This window comes from Bradyrhizobium sp., from assembly GCF_035652035.1.
Taxonomy (GTDB): Bacteria; Pseudomonadota; Alphaproteobacteria; order Rhizobiales; family Xanthobacteraceae; genus Bradyrhizobium.
The window spans coordinates 88225-104963 of sequence record NZ_DASREO010000018.1; the positions used below are offsets into that span (position 1 = coordinate 88225).

Consider the following 16739-nt stretch of genomic DNA (forward strand, 5'->3'; position numbering starts at 1 on the left):
GATACGTGAATGTCGGATGGTTTGACGCCAACACAAGTCGATGTCGCCGTGCTCGGCGCCGGCATCGTCGGCACCTCGGCCGGCATCGCCGCAAGAGAGCGCGGATTTTCGGTGGTCGTGATCGACCGCAAGGAGCCTGGCAGCGAAACATCCTATGGCAATGCCGGCATTCTCTCCTCCGGTTCGATCCTGCCGCTCAACAAGCCTTCGTTGTGGCGCGCGCTGCCGTCCTATCTGGCGAACACCAGCGCCGCGCTGCGCTGGGATCCGCTCTGGGTGATGAAGAACCTCGACTGGGTTGCGCGCTTTCTGGCCAACGCTGTGCCATCGCGCACGCGGCCGCGCGCGGTCGCGCTGCACGGCCTGATCGATGCGTCGCTGAAACTTCATCGCGAATGGATCGTGAAAGCCGGTGCGCCACAGCGCATCCGCGAGACCGGCTGGCTCAAGGCCTGGCGCAGCGACGGGATTGCCTCGGCAAAGGCCGAGCAGGCGTTTCTCGCCGAGTTCGGCATCAAGAGCGAGCTGCTCGACCGTCAGACGATCTCCGCGCTCGAGCCGCACATCCTGCCGGTCTATAAAGTCGGCTTGCTGCATAGCCAGACGGCATCGGTGGATTCGCCGGGCGCGGTGGCCAAGGCCTATGCGCAGATGTTCAGGGGCCTGGGCGGCGAAGTGCGCCAGTCCGACATCAAGGCCATCGAGTCCACCGGCCAAGGCTCTGGAGACCACGGCTGGCGCGTGACGCTCAGTGACGGCGCGATTGCGGCGCGCCATGTCGTGGTCGCACTCGGCCCATGGTCGGCGGATATTTTGCGCCCGCTCGGCTATCGCGTGCCGCTCGCGGTCGAGCGCGGCTATCACCAGGAATTCACGCCGAATCCGGCACGCAGCTTGCAGCGTCCGATCCATGATGCCGAGGGCAATTTCCTGATGACACCGATGGAGAATGGCATTCGCGTCACCTCCGGCGTCGAATTGACCGATCGCGACGCACCGTCGTCCTACGCGCAGCTTAACATGGTGGTGCCGCTCGCGCGCGGCGTCGTCGAATTCGGCTCCGCTGTCGCCGAACCCTGGCGCGGCGCGCGGCCGACCTTGCCGGACAGTCTTCCGATGATTGGCAAGGCGCCGCGGCACCAGGGCTTGTGGCTCGCGTTCGGCAACCAGCATATCGGCTTCACCACCGGTCCCGCGACGGGGTCGGCGATCGCGGCGATGATCGCGGGCGAGACGCCGTCGTTCGACGCGTCGGCTTTTTCACCGGGCCGTTACATCTGATGCGCGGCTCTCGTCATCTCTTGATCCCTCCCCCGCGAAGCGTGGGGAGGGTGCATAGGCGACCTTCGGTCGCCGTCCTTGAACAAGAGAACGCCGATGCTTTGCATCGGCTATGCGCGAAGCGACGGTCGGGTGGGGGCTATTCTTTTTCTTGTACCTCCACCCCGACGCTCGCTTTACTCGCCATAGCCGAAGCTCTGCTTCGGCGTTTCTTAAGAAAGGCCGCGCAGGGCGCCCTATGCCTCCCCGCAAGGGGAAGGGATAAGAGACCTCCCGTGCGGCCGGCTTGTCGCGAACAGGTGCCAGCATGAACTACGTCTGGGATTTTGGAATCCTCGCCAAGTACAGCCATCTGTTCTGGCTCGGGCTCGGCTGGACCATGGTCTATACGATCGGCACCATTTTTTTGGGAAGCGTCATCGGCCTTGTCGTCGGCATCCTGCGCCTGCGGCGCTATGCCGTGATCGACTGGCTCTTGGTCGCCTATATCGAAACGTTTCGCTGCACGCCGCTGCTCGTGCAGATCATCTGGTTCTACTACGCGTTCCCGGTCGTGATCGGGGTCAATATTCCGGCGCATGTCGCCGCGATGACCGTGCTGTCGCTCTATGGCGGGGCGTTCTATGCCGAGATCGTGCGCGGCAGCATTGAGAGCGTGCCGAGAGGGCAGTGGGATGCGGCGCGCGCCCTGGGCTTGCGGCCATGGCGATTGCTGCGGCTCGTGATCCTGCCGCAGGCGTTGAAGCCGATGCTTGCGCCCTACGTCAACCAATCCGTCACGCAGCTCAAAAACACCTCGCTGGTGTCGGTGATCGCGGTGCCCGATCTCGTCTATAACGCCACGCTGATCAACGCGGATACCTACCGGCCGCTCGAGGTCTACACCGTCGTCGCGCTGATTTACTTTGCGATCCTGTTTCCCTCGACGCTGGCGGCGCGCCGGCTCGAACGCGGCATGACGTATGACAAGGCGTGAGGCCGGTCGCCGTCATCGCCTGCGACAAACGCGAAGCGTTTGCGCAAGGGAGCAGAGCGACGAAGCGATCCATTTTTTCTAAGACTGGATTGCTTCGCTTGCGCTCGCAATGACGGGGGAGAAAGACGCTTACTGCGCCACCATCTTTTTCTTCTTCACCCGCCGCGGCGGCGGAGCGACCGGCTCAAGCTGTGCGACCACCGGGTCGGGGTTGAGGCTGGTAAACGGCGGCGCAAAGCGGCCGCCGACGCTGCGGGTGATCCGCACCGGGACAGTCATCGGTTGAAAGCCCGTCAGCGCAAAGCTGACGGAAAAATCCTCGGTGGGAGACGGCACGGCGACGGTGCAGGGCGTTCTGCAGGAAGGACCAAGTGACGTGATTGCGTCGGCGCCTGGCGGCGTCGATTGAAGGGCGATGTCCATCGTCCCTGCGCCAGGGAACAACGTGCCTCCGCAGCCCGCGAGGATGAGACCCGTGACCGCGAAGGCGATGAGACGCATGATCGATCAGGCATGCATCAGATATTCAATTCCACCGGCACGTCCTCAGGCTTGACGCCGGACAGCGTCATTCCCTTGACGAACCATTCGCGCATCTGGCCGACGCCGCGGTTGTAGTCGATCCACACCGACATGAAATCGCGCCAGCGCTTGTCGGCCTCGCGGCGGACCGCGCAGCTGCTCGGGATCGTCACCGAAGGCGACTGCAGGATCTTGTAGGTGCCAAGGCTCGGGTTCTTGGCGACCGCGGTGAGGCCAAGCACCAGCGCGTTGACCACGCAATCGACGCGGCCGGACGCCATCTCCAGCATCACCTCGTCACGCGACTTCAGCGACTTGATGGTGGCGTTCGGCGCAAACCGCCGCGCCGTGGTCTCGTTGACCGAGCCGACGTCGACCGCGATCCTCACCTCGGGCTTGTTGATGTCGGCCCAGGTCTTGGCCTCCAGGCCCTTCTTCAGCATCGCGCCGAACGGATGCGGAAAAACGAAACTGGTGAAATCGACGACGAGGGCGCGCTGCGGCGTCGGATTGAGCGCAAAGCCGAGATCGATCTTGTTGGCCTGCAAATCCAGGATCGAATTGCCGTAGGTCGATTCGATGTATTCCAGCTTGACGTCGAAGATTTTCGCGATGTCGCTCGCCATGTCGATCGCAAAGCCCGACCAGGTGCCGGTGGCGAGATCCTTGTTGAAATACGGCAGCTCGCCCGGCAGCGCGGCAATGCGCAGCACCTTGTTGGCGCGAATGCGATCCAGCGTGTTGTCGGCGCTCGTGTCCGCCGAGGCCGGACTTGCGAGCGAAGCGGCCAGCGCCGCGCCGGAGCCGATCGCCAGCGCATAGCGCAGGGCCTCGCGGCGGTCCTCTGAAATCTTGCTCTCGTCCGACTGGGTCATACGTGCCTCCTGCCAAAAATATGCGCTGAGCCTAGCGCGCGTGCCACATGGCAGCAAGTGCGAGGCCGAGAGCTTGCGGCCGACTTTGGGATGACGAATAGTGCCAAAGGGAATGGCGGCCGTTGGCCAAAAAACATCAGCTAGGAACGTCAGGTAGAAACGTCATGTCAGCAGAACTCAAGATCTATAATCCGGACGAACTCGGGCCGCCGATGGGGCAATACACCCATGTGACGCGGGTGAAGGCGAGCGAATTTTTGTTCATCGCCGGCATGCTGTCGGGCGATGCAAAGGGCAACGTGATCGGCGATGCGGATTTCGACGCGCAGACTGCCCAGGTGTTCCGCAATGTCGAGGCGGCGCTGAAATCCGCCGGCGCGTCCTGGGCCAATGTGGTGCAGTTCACCACCTATCTCGTGCACTCGCAGGACATTCCGAAGTTCATGGCGTTTCGCCTGCGCGAATTCCCGAAGATGCTCCCGGACGGCAAATATCCGCCCAACACGCTGCTCATCGTCGACCGCCTGGTGAAGGAGCAGTTCCTGGTTGAGGTGCAGACGATCGCGGCGGTGTGAGGCTTGCTGGCTCGTCATGGCCGGGCTCGTCCCGGCCATCCACGTCTTCCTTGCCAAGTCCAACCAAAGACGTGGATGCCCGGCACGAGGCCGGGCATGACGAAGTCAAACAGTCGGGCTACTACCCAAAACTCAGATCGCAATATTTGTCCGGGTTATCGAGCTGCATGCGCGGCGCGCCGTAGCGGCTGCGCAATTCCAGCACGCAGTCGAGCCCGGCGCGGACGATCTCGCAGGTCCGGAAAAAACCGCTGCGGGGATCGAGCAGTTCGTTATAGCTCGCTTCGGCAATCTCCTGCGGCATCTGCGGCAGGTGATGGCGCAAAATCGCAATCGCCTCGGTGCGGTTCTTCGGTTCGTAAAGCCAGCCGATCGCGCGGCGATAGGCGCGAATATAGGCCTCGATCTTGCCGCGATTGTCCCGCGCCCAGGGACGGCGCACGGCGGCGACGTTGCCTTGATAGGGACCGATGACGTCGGTCGCCTTGACGAATTCGGTAAAGCCTGCGTTCTTCGCGATGATGTTGTAGGGCGCCGACAGCAGCGTGGCTGCGTGCTTGCCCTCGGCCAGCGCGGTCCAGCGCTGCACCATGCCGCCGGCGCGCACGAGCTCGTAGTCGCCTCGGTCCTTGTCGAAGCCATCCTTGTTCAAGCCATGGCGGCGCATGATCTCGTAGAGCACGAACGCATAACCTGTCGTCATCGCGTCGACCGACAAGGTCTTGCCTGCGAGATCCTCGATGTTGGCAATCGCGGGCGAGGCGACCAGGCTGAGAAAGCCGCTGTCGCTGCCCATGACCGCCATGAAGTCGCGCTGCGGCCCGATCGGCGCCTCGCCCTGGCCTTCGACATAAGCGACGATGTTGTCGACCGCGGTCATCGCGATGTCGAATTTGCCGAGCGAGAAATCCGTCATCTGGGTGACGGAGTTCGGCGTGCCCTGCACCTCGACCGCAATGCCGGCCTCAGCAAAGAAGTCCTTGTCCTGGGCCACATAGACGCCCCAGTTGAAACCGCCGGGAAAGACGTTGACGGTGACGACTGGAAGATCGCTGCTCATGCCGTCGTCCGCTTCGACATGTCTTGCGGCCGCAGGAACAGCGAGATCGCCGCGCCGATCAGGCACAACGCCACGAGCTGGACATTGCCGGCGACCGTCCAGCCCGAGAGGCTCGCGATCCTGCCGATGACATAGCCCGCGACCGTCGCCGATCCATAGACGCAGCTCACGAACAGGCCGGACGCGCGCCCGGCAAGATTCGCCGTGACCGATTTGACGTGGCAGGCAGCGAGGTTGACGAAGATCGTGCCGCTGAAGGTCGCGCCAAGGGCGAAGGACAACGCTGCCTGGGTCGCAAAATCGGTCGGGCCGTTGAACAGCACTGCCGCAATCGCGCTCGCAACCAGAAAACTCAGGCCCAGCACGAGCCGCGGCGAGAAGCGGTCGCCAAGCCAGCCTGAAGCCAATGACACCAGCACGCCGAGCCCGTAAATGCTCATCACGCGGCCGGCGTCCGCGGGCGCATAATGCAGCGCCTCGCGCAGGAAGGTCGGATACATGCCGAGATAGCCGTAGAGCGAGAGGCCGAACAGCACGCTCAAGACCGCAAGCACTGTCGTGTTGAGATTGGTCAGCGACGCCGCGCCGCCGGAAGCCGCCTTGGCCGTCTCCTCGCCCTTGCTTTCGCTTAAGTGTGGCTGAACCACGGCCGCGATCAAGACCATCATCGCAAGGCCGATCACGCCGAAGATGATCATCGGCGCGCGCCAGGTGCCGTAGGCGACAAGCAGTTTGGCTCCGAGCCACGGCCCGATCGCCGCCCCGCCGGCATAGGCGTAGTTGAGCAGCCCAACGCCCGTGGCGCGGTGGCGCGAGAAGTAAGAGGAGAACACGGCCAGCAGCGCGGTGAGCTGCATCGCCTCGCCGACGCCGGTGATCGTGCGATAGACCAGCATGTCGGCAAAGCCGGTTGCGATCACGGTGATCACGGTCGCCGCCGAATAGATCAGGATGCCGATCTGGATCACCGTCTTGCGCGAATAGCGCGACATCAGATAGCCGGTCGGAACGCCGGCGAGCGTCATGCCCAGCGTGAACACCGTCGACAACAGGCCGCCTTGCGGCAGGCTGAAGCCGAACTCGCGGCGCACGTCGGTGAGCATCAGCGGAAACAGCGTGCGGTCCATCGCGTTGACGCAATAGGAAATGATCAGCACGGCGATCGCGGCAATGGCGATTGCACTATCTGTCGCGCGCGACGTGCCGTCTGCGCTCGCAGGCGTTGTAGTCTCGCCCATCGTTTTTGCCCCCGAACCTGCTTCTGGCTTGCACCCAAGCCTTCCGCCCAAGTGCAGGTAAACGAAGGGCAAAGCGGCTGTCAAATGGCCTCAATGGGCGATTTTGGTCGCAATTTCAGCCGCTGCCGAATGCCAGGCGGCGACGCGCTCCAGCCTTAATGAAGCGTAACTGCCTCAGCAGAGTCCCTAAAACTTGAGGGAAAGCGAGGCCGCGCCATTAAAAAATGAGGCCTATCGCTATTTCGGCATTCCCACGATTTTCAAATTGGCGCGCGATGACTGAAACCGGCCACGTGATGCAAGCCCTGAACGACGCGATCGAGCGCGGCTCGATCGAGAGCCGCGAGAAGGCGCTGTGGCACGCGACCGACATTCTGGTCCAGGGCGAGTTCTCTGAAGATCAGATCCATATCTTCGGTGACGTGATCGCGCGGCTTGCCGATGAAATCGAGCAAGCGGCGCGTGTCGAGTTGTCGCGGCGGCTGGCGCATTCGAGCAATGCGCCGTTCAAGGTCGTGCAGATGCTCGCCTTCGACGATGCAATCGCGGTCGCAGGTCCCGTCCTACAATTTTCGCCGCGGCTCGACGTCAAGTCGCTGATCGCCAATGTCCGGTGCAAGGGTCAGACGCATCTGCTCGCGATTGCCAGACGCGCATCGGTTCCGGTCGAGGTGACGGACGAACTCGTCACGCGCGGCGACCAGGAAGTCGTGCAGTCGGTGGCCGCCAACGATGGCGCGCGCTTTTCCGATTTCGGCTTCCGCCAGATGATCAAGCGCGCGGAAACAGATAGCCTGCTCGCCGAACGGGTCGGCCTGCGCAAGGAAATTCCGCCGCAGAAGTTCCGTCAGCTGATTGCGAAGGCATCCGAAGAGGTGCGGCGCAAGCTCGAGCGGGAGCGTCCGGAGTTCGCAGCGGAGATTCAGGCGTCGGTCAGCCAGGCGGCAGGACAAGTCTATTCCAAGTTCGGACCGGGCCAGACAAGTTTCCTCGCGGTGAAGCGGGCCATGACCGAGGCGCATAAATGCGGCCGCCTCAACGAGAGGAGCGTTCTGACCCACGCGCTCGCGCACCGGTTCGAGGAAGCGGTCATTGCGCTGTCGCTGCTGTCGTCGCTGCCGGCCGATGTCGTCGAGCAGATGGTTGCCGCCAACAACCGTTACATGATCCTGGTGCTGTCGAAGGCCATCGGCTTCTCCTGGGAAACCGCGATGGCGCTGTTGTTTCTGGGCGCGGTGAATCACCGCATTTCCGCAATCGAGCTCGAGGATCTTAAAGTCGAATTTAAGCGCGCCGATATCCGGATGTCGCGCGGCATTCTCGAAGTCTATCAATCGCACTGGCGCGCCGGCGGCGGCCAAGCGAGCCCCACGCGCTTGCACTGACCAGGCGCATTGGCAAAGCAGTCTTTCTGTAGCCATCCTTCGAGACGCCCGCCTTTTAGGCGGGCTCCTCAGGATGAGGTCGTTTTTCGCGGCGAAATCCTAGACCCTCATGGTGAGGAGCCCGCTGAAAGCGGGCGTCTCGAACCATTGAGGCCGAGTGCTCCCAAGCGAGGGTCCTGCACTGCGTTGGTAGGGGTGGTGGCTGCGATCTCTCGCAGCTAAGCTTTGTGTTTTCCGAAGAGAGAATCACATGCTGGACTCGCAGCGCGGCCTCTTCGGAGTGCCGCGTGATATCTGCTATCTGAATTCGGCTTCCTACAGCCCGCTGCCGCTACGCACGCAGGACGCCGCGCGCGAGGCCGTGGGGCGCAAGGGCGCGCCGTGGACGCTGGATGCCGATTTTGCCGGTCGCCAGCATGAGCGTGCACGAAGTGCTGCCGCGCGGTTGATCAATGCCGACGCCGCCGACATCGCGCTGATTTCCTCGGTGAGCTACGGCGTTGCGACCGTCGGCCGGATTCTCGATATCCCGGCCAATACGCGCGTTCTGGTGCTGGAAAACGATCATTCCTCGCCGGTGCTGGAATGGCAGACGCGCGCGGCCTCCGCCGGCTTTTCGATCGAGACGGTACGCCATCCGCTCGACGGCGACTGGACTTCGGCGGTGCTCGCGGCGATCGAGCGGGCCGGCGCGCCGCGGCTCGCGCTTGCCTCGATCTCCTCGGTGCACTGGTCGGATGGCGGCATGATCGATGTCGAGAAGGTCGCCGCGGCGCTCAAACGACAAGGCGCGCTGTTCCTGATCGATGCGACGCACGCGGTTGGCGTGATCGCGATGGATGTGCGAAAGCTCGATCCGGACTTCGTGATCTTCCCGACCTATAAATGGCTGCTCGGCCCCTATGGCCGCGCCTTCATCTACGTCGCCAAGCGGCATCAGCACGGCATTCCGCTGGAACAGACCGGCTTCGGCCGCCGCGAAGTCCGCTCGGACGCCGAGATCTATCTGGCCGATCTGTCCTACGTCACCGGCGCCCGTCGTTTCGACATGGGCGAGCGCGATCATTTCATCTCGATGGAAATGGCCGCGATCGGCATGGAGATGATGGCCGAATGGGGTACGGAGGCGGTCAGCGGACGCCTCAAGATGCTGACCGATCGCATCGCGGAGGGCCTCGCCGCCAGCAAAGTCCGCATCATGGATGCCAAGTTTCGCGCGCCGCATATCCTCAGCCTCAATTTCGCCGGCGGGCTGCCGGGCGGGCTGGTCGAGGGCCTGGCGGAGGAGGGGATTTATGTTGCACCGCGGCTCGCGCGGATGCGGGTCTCGCCCCACGTTTTCAACGACGAGGACGACGTCGACCGGTTTGTGACGGCGCTGAAGAAGCGGCTTTGAAAGAACGCATTAGCCGGAGTTCTTCATCCCTCCCCAGCGCAGCGCGGGGAGGGTGCATAGGCGACCTCCCGGTCGCCGTCCTTAGAACGCCGATGCTTTGTATCGGCTATGCGCGAAGCGACGGTCGGGTGGGGGCTCTTTGTTGTCGGGAGATGTCCCCACCCGGCCCATCGTTCGCTGCGCTCACGATGATCCACCTCGAGAGCGAGCTTCGCTCGCGTCGGACCCCGCAAGGGGGAGGGATAAGAGACCGCCGCCGCGGAATAAGACCCCGGAACCCAAACGCACCCTCCTGAATTGACTCCGCAAATTGAACCTTAGGCCTCTGGCTGCGACCTATTCGGCAAGAGGCATCAAAAGAGACGGCCCAAATTGAGATAGCCGGCAGGAGGCTCTCATGACCGAATGGCGCGATCAGATGGTCGACCGACCCGAGGATGACGGGGCTTACGCGGTCGGATGGACCGTTTCGGGCCTTGCCGTGCTCGGCACCATTGTCGCGGTCTGGGTGTTCGCCATCTAGGCCATCCCAAGGACGACAGGCACATTGTTGGCGTATCCGGCCGGCTGCCCGAGAGGGCGGCCGTTGTGCTTTTTGGGCGCTGTCCCTCCCCCCTTGCGGGGAGGGGTGCGTAGGCGACCTTTGGTCGCCGTTCTTAGAACCAGAACGCCGATGCTTTGCATCGGCTATGTGCGAAGCAACGGTCGGGTGGGGGCCTTTTCTCTATTACCCCCACCCCGGCTCGCTTAGGCTCGCATCGACCTCGAGAGCGAGCTTCGCTCGCCTCGGACCCCGCAAGGGGGAGGGAAAAGAGAAGCAAGGCCGCCTCTGGACGGCGCTGTCGTGTCTGGCTATATGGGTAGCTGAGGAGATACTTAGGACCCTAAGGATTTTTCGGGAGATTCGCACCGATGCTGACGCAAGCGGAAAACGAACTGCTCTGCCGGGTTGAGGGCAATGCGCCGATGGGACAGCTGATGCGCCGCCACTGGGTGCCGGCCGTGCTGTCCGAACAGCTCACCTCCGACGGCGCGCCGGTCAGGGTGCAGCTGTTCGGCGAAAAGCTGGTCGCGTTCCGTGACTCGAACGGCAAGACCGGCGTGCTCGGCGAAGCCTGTCCGCACCGCAAGGCCTCGCTCGCCTTCGGCCGCAACGAGGAATGCGGCTTGCGCTGCCTCTATCACGGTTGGAAGTTCGACACCGACGGCAATGTCGTCGACATGCCGTCCGAGCCGAAAGCGAGTGCGCTGCCGGAAAAGGCAAAGCATCTTGCCTATCCGACGCGCGAGGCCGGCGGCTTTGTCTGGACCTATATGGGGCCGCTTGAGCTGATGCCGGAATTCGAGGCGCCGCCATGGGCACCACACGCGGACGCGCGCGTCGTCATCGCCAAGGTCGAACTGCCCTGCAACTGGGCGCAGATCATGGAGGGCCAGATCGACTCGGCGCATTCCTCCACGCTGCATTCCTCCGACATGCGCCCCGCCAAAGGCGACGCGCAAGCCAAGGGCGATCACTGGGTGCGGCCGTCGACCGACAAGAATCCGCGCATTCAGGTGCAGCTGACGAATTACGGCATGCGTTATGCCGCGATCCGCCGTCCGATCACCAACGCCAATTCGCATGACTATGTGCGCATCACCACCTATGTCGCGCCGTTCACCGCGCTGATCCCGCCGAACAGCACCTACAACGTGACGAGCGTGATCGTGCCGCGCAGCGACACGTCGAGCACCTTCCACTTCATCGCCTGGGCCGAAGGCGAGCAGGCCGGCATCTCGACCGAGGCGTGGCGGAAGTTCTGCGTGCTCGAGGTCGGCGTCGATGTCGACGCGCAGTTTCGTCCGATCAAGCGCCACGCGCATAATGATTATTTGCAGGATCGTGCGGCGATGGCGACCGGCGACAGCTTTACCGGCATTCCCGGCATTCCCAATCAGGACATCGCGATGTGGGAGTCGATGGGCGCGATTGCCGATCGCACGCAGGAGCGGCTTGGCGCCAGCGACATCGCAATCGTCCAGTTCCGCCGCCTGATGATCGACGCCGCGCGCGCATTCACGGAGGAGGGGCGGGTGATCGGCCACGTCGATCCGAAGCTGCCGCAGGCAAAACTCCGCTCTTACCAGGGTGTCGTGGAAAAGACCGTCCCATGGCGGACGCTTGGCGCATCCGATGAGGAGGTGAAGGTTTTGGCGGGCCTCGAAGAGGACGAGACCGACAAGGAAATGGCGGGTGCGGCGGCGTGACATGCTACGAATGTCAAATCCCTGACGATAGCGCTGCCGCCAATAAGCCGTTACAAAGCTCGAAACGCCAAAGCACCTAAACGCCAAAAAATTCGGAGGATCGATTGCGCGTTCGCACTCTTCTTGTTGCCGCCGCGCTTCTCGGCAGTGTTTCGATGGCGCAAGCCGCGGATCGCGAGATCAACGTCATCCTGCCGCTCACCGGCGGCGGCGCGTTCCTCGGCAAGGCCGAGCAGCAGGCGCTCCAGCAATTCGAGAAGCAGGCCAATGCCGATGGCGGCATTCACGGCCAGCCGCTGAAGTTCGTGTTCCACGACGATCAGTCGAGCCCGCAGGTCGCGGTGCAACTTGCCAATCAGGTGAAGGCGTCTAATCCGCCGGTCATTCTCGGCTCGGCGCTGGTTGCGCTCTGCAACGCGATGGCCCCTTTGATGAAGGATGGCCCGCTGCTCTATTGCTTCTCGCCCGGCATTCATCCCCCGGCCGGCAGCTTCGTCTACTCCTCGAGCATCTCGACCAAGGAACTCGCCGCGGCGCTGTTGCGATACTTCGGCAAGAAAGGCCTGAAGAAGATCGCGCTGATCACCTCGACGGATGCGAGCGGGCAGGACGCCTACAAGAATTTCAAGGCGCTGTTTGCCCAGGACGACCACAAGGATGTCGAGCTGGTCGCCGAAGCGCAGCTCAATCCAGCCGACGTCAGCGCTTCTGCACAGATCCAGCGGCTGAAGGGCGCCATCCCCGACGTGCTGGTGGCGTGGTCGACCGGCGGGCCGATCGGCACCGTGTTCAAGGCGATCCATGATGCCGGCCTCGAACTGCCGGTCGCGACCACCAACGGCAACCAGACTTACGCGCAGATGGCGCAATATGCCGCCTTCCTGCCGAAGGAGCTTTACATTCCCGCCGCGGATTTTCTGAAAAGCGAAAAGCCGGCGAAGCAGGACGAAGCAGCGGCCGCGAAGGACGCCTTTTACAAGGCCTTCGACGGCACCGACATCAAGCCGGACGGTCCCTCGACCTATGCCTGGGACCCCGCGCTGCTCGTGGTCGGCGCGTTGCGTAAATTGAAGCCGGACGCGACAGCGGAAGACCTGCGCAACTACTTCAAGGACCTCAAGGGCGTTGCGGGCATCAACGGCTTCTACGATTTCAAGGCCGTGCCCAATCGCGGGCTCGATGAGTCCAACGTCGTGGTCACGCGCTGGGATGCTGCCGCGCAGACCTGGGCGGTGGTCTCCGATCCCCTCGGCATTCCGCGCGCCGAGGCGAAATAGGGGTGCTTGAGTTCATCCAGATCGCGATCGGCGGACTCGTCGTCGGCAGCATCTATGCCGCGATCGCGCTCGGCTTCTCGCTGATCTTTCGCGTCACCGGCGCGATCAATCTGTCGCAAGGCGGCTTTGCGCTCATCGCCGCGATGATCGGCTACACGTTCACCGTGACCTTTGGCTGGCCGCTGATCGCAGCCATTCCGGCCGCCGTCGTCACGACCGTGATCGCGGGCGTCGTGCTCGCCCGCTTCACCTTCGTTCCCGCGCTGTCACGCCTTTCCAACGCCAATGTGCTGATGCTCACCGCCGGCATCCTCACCATGATCGAGGGATTTTCGCTCGTGGTCTGGGGCAGCCAGCCTTATGCGACGCCGCCGTTCTCCGGCGAACAACCATTGGGCTTCGGCGGCATCACGATTCCAACCCAGGCGTTCTGGGTGTTCGGCGCGACCGCGCTCATCATTGTCGCGCTCTGGCTCCTGATCGCGAAGACAAAACTCGGCAAGGGCCTGCGCGCCTGCGCGGAAAATCCCGCCGCCGCGAGCCTGATGGGCATCGACGTCCCGAGGATGACGCTGCTGAGCTTTGGTCTCGCCACGCTGATCGCGGCGATGTCCGGCGTGATCGTCGCGCCATCGACTTCGCTGCAATTCGACACCGGGCGTCTGTTCACGATCTCCGGATTTGTCGCGGCCGCGATCGGCGGCATCGCCTCGTTTCCCGGCGCGGTCATCGGCGGACTGTTTCTCGGCCTCGTCACGCAGCTCTCGACCGCCTACATCTCCTCGCTGTTTTCCAGCGCGATCTCGCTGCTCATTCTCTTGGTGGTGCTGATCTGGCGGCCGCAGGGCCTGATCCAGGGCGGCGTCGCGCGCCGGCAGGACACCCGCGACGAGGTGAAGGCCGCAGGCCACGCCGCCAAATTGCCTGACCATCTCGGCTGGCCGCTCGCGGCATTGGCCGTAGTGGTCGCTGCGCTCATTCCCTTTGTCGTCACCGACAATGGCATCATGAGCGGGCTGGTGATTGCCGCCATTTTGTTCATGACCTTGATGGGCCTCGACGTGCTGATGGGCTATGCCGGGCAGGTCAGCCTGGGGCAGGCCGGCTTCATGGCGATCGGTGGCTACACGTCAGGTTATCTCGCGATCAACTATGACACCTCGCCGGTGCTCTCGATCCTCGCCGGGATTGCTGTCTCGATCGCCTGCGCGCTGGTATTGTCGGTGGTGACGTTACGCTTGCGCGGACTTTATCTGGCGCTCGCCACGCTCGCCTTCGGCCTTTTGATCGATTCCTGCGCCGTCGGCTTCATCGATATCACCGGCGGACCGTCGGGCCTCGTCGGCATTCCCTCGTTCTCGGCTCTCGGCTTCACCTTCGCGTCTCCGCGCGCGATGTATTACCTCGTGCTTGCGCTGGACGTGATCATCTTGCTCGGGCTTGTGGGGGCTGTTCGTTCCGGCTTCGGCCGCGCGCTGAAGGCGATCCGCTCCGACCAGATGGCGGCGGCCGCGCTCGGCATCAACACGGTGCGCTACAAGCTCGCGGCGTTTCTGATCAGCGTGACGCTGGCCTCGCTTGCCGGCAGCCTTTACGCGTTCTTCTTCAACTTCCTCGCGCCGGAAATGGTCGGCACCTCGCGCTCGCTCGAACTGGTGGCGATGTTGATCATCGGCGGCGAGAGCACGCTGGTCGGCGGCCTGTTTGGCGCGCTGCTGCTGACGCTGCTCCCGGTGATCTTTGCGCCGCTTGCGGTCTACAAGACCTTTGCGTCGGGCGCGCTCCTCGTCGCAAGCTTCCTGCATCTGCCGCAGGGGATTTATGGCGGCGTGATCCAGATGATCTCGCGGCTTGGCGGCGTGGCGCCGCGCGAGGTCGTCAAGACGGAGGCCGTGAAGTCATGAGCGCGACCAGTCCGCAAATCGAGGCGAGTGAAAGCGCCATCCTGAGCGTGCGCAACCTCGCCAAGAGCTTTGGCGGCCTGAAGGCCATCAACGACGTTTCGTTCGATGCAAGGGGCGGCGAAGTGACCGCGCTGATCGGCCCGAACGGCGCGGGCAAGACCACGGTGTTCAATCTCGTCTCCAACATCATGTCGCGCGACGCCGGGACTGTGGTGTTCGCGGGGCGTGATCTTGCCGGTCTGTCGCCGGTGAAGATCGCAAGCCTCGGTTTGATCCGCACCTTCCAGTCGGCGCGCGTGTTTCCCGGCATGACCGCAATCGAGAACGTGATGAGCGGCGGCCATCGCCTTGGCCGCCATTCGCTGCCGAGCCAGATGTTATGGCTCTCCGGTGCGCGCGACGAAGAGCGCCGCTTGCGCCGCCGCGCCGAGGAGATGCTGGAGCTTGTCGGGCTCGCGTCGTTTGCGGAAACACACGCGACCGAATTGCCGATGGGCGCGCAAAAACTGCTCGAGGTGGTGCGCGCGCTGATGGCGCAGCCAAAGCTTCTTTGTCTCGACGAGCCGGCCGCGGGCCTCAACGACACCGAGACGCAGGAGCTTGCCAATCTCTTGCGCGCGATCCGAAAGCTCGGCATTCCCGTTGTGATCGTCGAGCACAACATGTCGCTGGTGATGAATGTCGCCGACCGCGTGGTTGTGATCGATTCCGGCGCAATCATCGCCACCGGCACGCCGGCCGAAGTGCAGAACAACAGCCGCGTGATCGAGGCCTATCTGGGACGCGAGGATCATGGCGCTGCTTGAGCTCAAATCTCTCGCGATCGGCTACGGCCATCACCGCGTGCTGGAAGATATCAACCTCACGCTCGAACGCGGCGAGATCGTTACGCTGCTCGGGGCCAATGGCGCCGGCAAGTCGACGCTGGCGAAGGCCGTCTCGGGACTGTTGCGGCCTCAAGCGGGCACGATCCTTCTTGAAGGAACATCCATCGAGGCGCTGCCGCCGGCGGAGCGTCTGCGGCGGGGCATCGCCCACGTGCCGGAGGGACGGCAGATCTTTGCCGGCATGACGGTTGCGGAAAATCTTGCGCTCGGCGCTTACGCGGTGCCGGAGGATGGCGCTGCCGCGCAACTCGAAGCGGTCTGGGCGCTGTTTCCGGTGCTGCGCGAGCGCATGAACGACATCGCCGGCAATTTTTCCGGCGGCCAGCAACAGATGCTCGCAATCGCGCGCGGGTTGATGGCGAAGCCGAAAATCCTGGTGCTGGACGAGCCTTCGCTCGGCGTCGCGCCGCTGCTGGTGGCGGAAATCTTCCGCCTGATCGTCCGCTTGCGCGACCAAGGCATCACGATCCTGCTGGCGGAGCAGAATGCCAAGGCCGCGCTCTCGATCGCCGATCGCGGCTATGTGTTCGAGAACGGCCGCATCACGCTGTCGGGCGCGGCGCAGGATCTGTTGAATTCGCGCGACATCGCCGAGCGTTATCTGGGCATGACCGGAACGACGGAGGCGTCGGATGCGGCAGGTAGTGCGCTGGCGGAGAAATTGCGGGGAGTGATGTTTGCGGGAGAGACGGAGACGCAGGCTTGACGCGTTTCACCGTCGTCATTCCGGGGCAGCCCGCAGGGCTGAACCCGGAATCCATCGCGCCGCACGAATGCTTGGAGAAATGGATTCTCAGATGCGCAATTGCGCACCATAGTTCACTCGCTTGCGCTCGCGCCCCGGAATGACGACGGTAAGAGGGAATAGCAATGGCAACAATCCGCATCGAGCCGAAACTGGACGCGCCATCCGGCCTCTATTACGTCGAGATCTTTCATCCCGCCGAGGCTGAGCAGCCGTTCGTCACCACCGAGCCGCGCTACAAGACCGCGGCCGCCGCCGAGAACGACGTCATCGCGATCATCGCATCGCGGGCGAACAGCGCGCGCACTGCCTAAGGCGGTCGTTCGGTCGTCATTCTGGGGCAGCCCGCAGGGCTGAGCCCGGAAACC

Annotated in this window: 16 protein-coding genes; 12 read left to right on the top strand and 4 right to left on the bottom strand. The window is 63.4% G+C overall.

The genetic code is table 11. The features are described 5' to 3' along the window. Window positions 1–9 precede the first annotated feature (9 nt). Both VFB05_RS07100 and VFB05_RS07105 read left to right on the top strand, forming a co-directional pair. Window positions 10–1281, top strand: a complete 1272-nt coding sequence (locus tag VFB05_RS07100; protein WP_325010417.1) for an FAD-binding oxidoreductase — start codon at window positions 10–12, stop codon at window positions 1279–1281. Window positions 1282–1588: 307 nt separating this feature from the next. Next, a complete protein-coding gene (locus tag VFB05_RS07105; RefSeq protein ID WP_325010419.1) occupies window positions 1589–2257 on the top strand; it encodes an amino acid ABC transporter permease in 669 nt (222 codons plus the stop codon). A 129-nt stretch (window positions 2258–2386) separates the two neighbouring features. Here VFB05_RS07105 and VFB05_RS07110 read toward each other — a convergent pair whose 3' ends face one another. Together VFB05_RS07110 and VFB05_RS07115 are read right to left on the bottom strand one after the other, a co-directional pair. After that, window positions 2387–2758 (bottom strand): hypothetical protein, encoded by a 372-nt coding sequence (locus VFB05_RS07110; RefSeq protein WP_325010421.1) that lies wholly within the window; start codon window positions 2756–2758, stop codon window positions 2387–2389. A 17-nt stretch (window positions 2759–2775) separates the two neighbouring features. Further along, on the bottom strand, window positions 2776–3654 hold the full coding sequence (locus tag VFB05_RS07115; protein ID WP_325010423.1) for a transporter substrate-binding domain-containing protein: 879 nt from the start codon (window positions 3652–3654) through the stop codon (window positions 2776–2778). Between the two features lie 164 nt (window positions 3655–3818). On the opposite strand from VFB05_RS07115, the gene VFB05_RS07120 reads away from it, so the two are divergent. Beyond that, window positions 3819–4229: a RidA family protein gene (locus tag VFB05_RS07120; RefSeq protein WP_325010425.1), complete on the top strand. Its 411-nt coding sequence runs from the start codon at window positions 3819–3821 to the stop codon at window positions 4227–4229. 121 nt (window positions 4230–4350) lie between these two features. Here the strand turns inward: VFB05_RS07120 and VFB05_RS07125 are convergent, their stop codons facing one another. Beyond that, window positions 4351–5289 (bottom strand): ABC transporter substrate-binding protein, encoded by a 939-nt coding sequence (locus tag VFB05_RS07125; RefSeq protein ID WP_325010427.1) that lies wholly within the window; start codon window positions 5287–5289, stop codon window positions 4351–4353. Continuing rightward, window positions 5286–6527 carry an MFS transporter gene (locus tag VFB05_RS07130; protein WP_325010429.1) on the bottom strand — a complete coding sequence of 414 codons (1242 nt, stop codon included), beginning with the start codon at window positions 6525–6527 and terminating at the stop codon, window positions 5286–5288. The genes VFB05_RS07125 and VFB05_RS07130 overlap by 4 nt, the downstream gene beginning before the upstream one ends. A 275-nt stretch (window positions 6528–6802) precedes the next feature. Between VFB05_RS07130 and VFB05_RS07135 the strand changes: the two genes are divergently transcribed. The 9 genes from VFB05_RS07135 to VFB05_RS07175 all read left to right on the top strand — a co-directional run bounded on the left by VFB05_RS07135 (window position 6803) and on the right by VFB05_RS07175 (window position 16685). Beyond that, window positions 6803–7912, top strand: a complete 1110-nt coding sequence (locus VFB05_RS07135) for a DUF2336 domain-containing protein (protein ID WP_325010431.1) — start codon at window positions 6803–6805, stop codon at window positions 7910–7912. A gap of 250 nt (window positions 7913–8162) precedes the next feature. After that, complete coding sequence (locus VFB05_RS07140) at window positions 8163–9308, top strand: aminotransferase class V-fold PLP-dependent enzyme (protein ID WP_325010433.1); 1146 nt, start codon at window positions 8163–8165, stop codon at window positions 9306–9308. A 397-nt stretch (window positions 9309–9705) separates the two neighbouring features. Then, the gene (locus tag VFB05_RS07145) at window positions 9706–9831 is read left to right on the top strand and encodes a hypothetical protein (protein ID WP_325010435.1); all 126 of its coding nucleotides are present in this window, start codon (window positions 9706–9708) and stop codon (window positions 9829–9831) included. Between the two features lie 389 nt (window positions 9832–10220). Further along, entirely contained in the window at window positions 10221–11558 is a 1338-nt protein-coding gene (locus tag VFB05_RS07150) for a Rieske 2Fe-2S domain-containing protein (protein ID WP_325010437.1), read from the top strand. Window positions 11559–11662: 104 nt separating this feature from the next. Then, complete coding sequence (locus VFB05_RS07155) at window positions 11663–12835, top strand: ABC transporter substrate-binding protein (RefSeq protein ID WP_325010439.1); 1173 nt, start codon at window positions 11663–11665, stop codon at window positions 12833–12835. Between the two features lie 2 nt (window positions 12836–12837). Continuing rightward, window positions 12838–14739 carry an ABC transporter permease gene (locus VFB05_RS07160; RefSeq protein WP_325010441.1) on the top strand — a complete coding sequence of 634 codons (1902 nt, stop codon included), beginning with the start codon at window positions 12838–12840 and terminating at the stop codon, window positions 14737–14739. Next, window positions 14736–15545 carry an ABC transporter ATP-binding protein gene (locus VFB05_RS07165; RefSeq protein ID WP_325010443.1) on the top strand — a complete coding sequence of 270 codons (810 nt, stop codon included), beginning with the start codon at window positions 14736–14738 and terminating at the stop codon, window positions 15543–15545. The genes VFB05_RS07160 and VFB05_RS07165 overlap by 4 nt, the downstream gene beginning before the upstream one ends. Next, a complete protein-coding gene (locus VFB05_RS07170; RefSeq protein WP_325010445.1) occupies window positions 15532–16332 on the top strand; it encodes an ABC transporter ATP-binding protein in 801 nt (266 codons plus the stop codon). Before VFB05_RS07165 ends, VFB05_RS07170 begins: the two co-directional genes overlap by 14 nt. A 164-nt stretch (window positions 16333–16496) precedes the next feature. Then, complete coding sequence (locus tag VFB05_RS07175) at window positions 16497–16685, top strand: hypothetical protein (protein WP_325010447.1); 189 nt, start codon at window positions 16497–16499, stop codon at window positions 16683–16685. The last annotated feature ends 54 nt before the right edge of the window (window positions 16686–16739 follow it).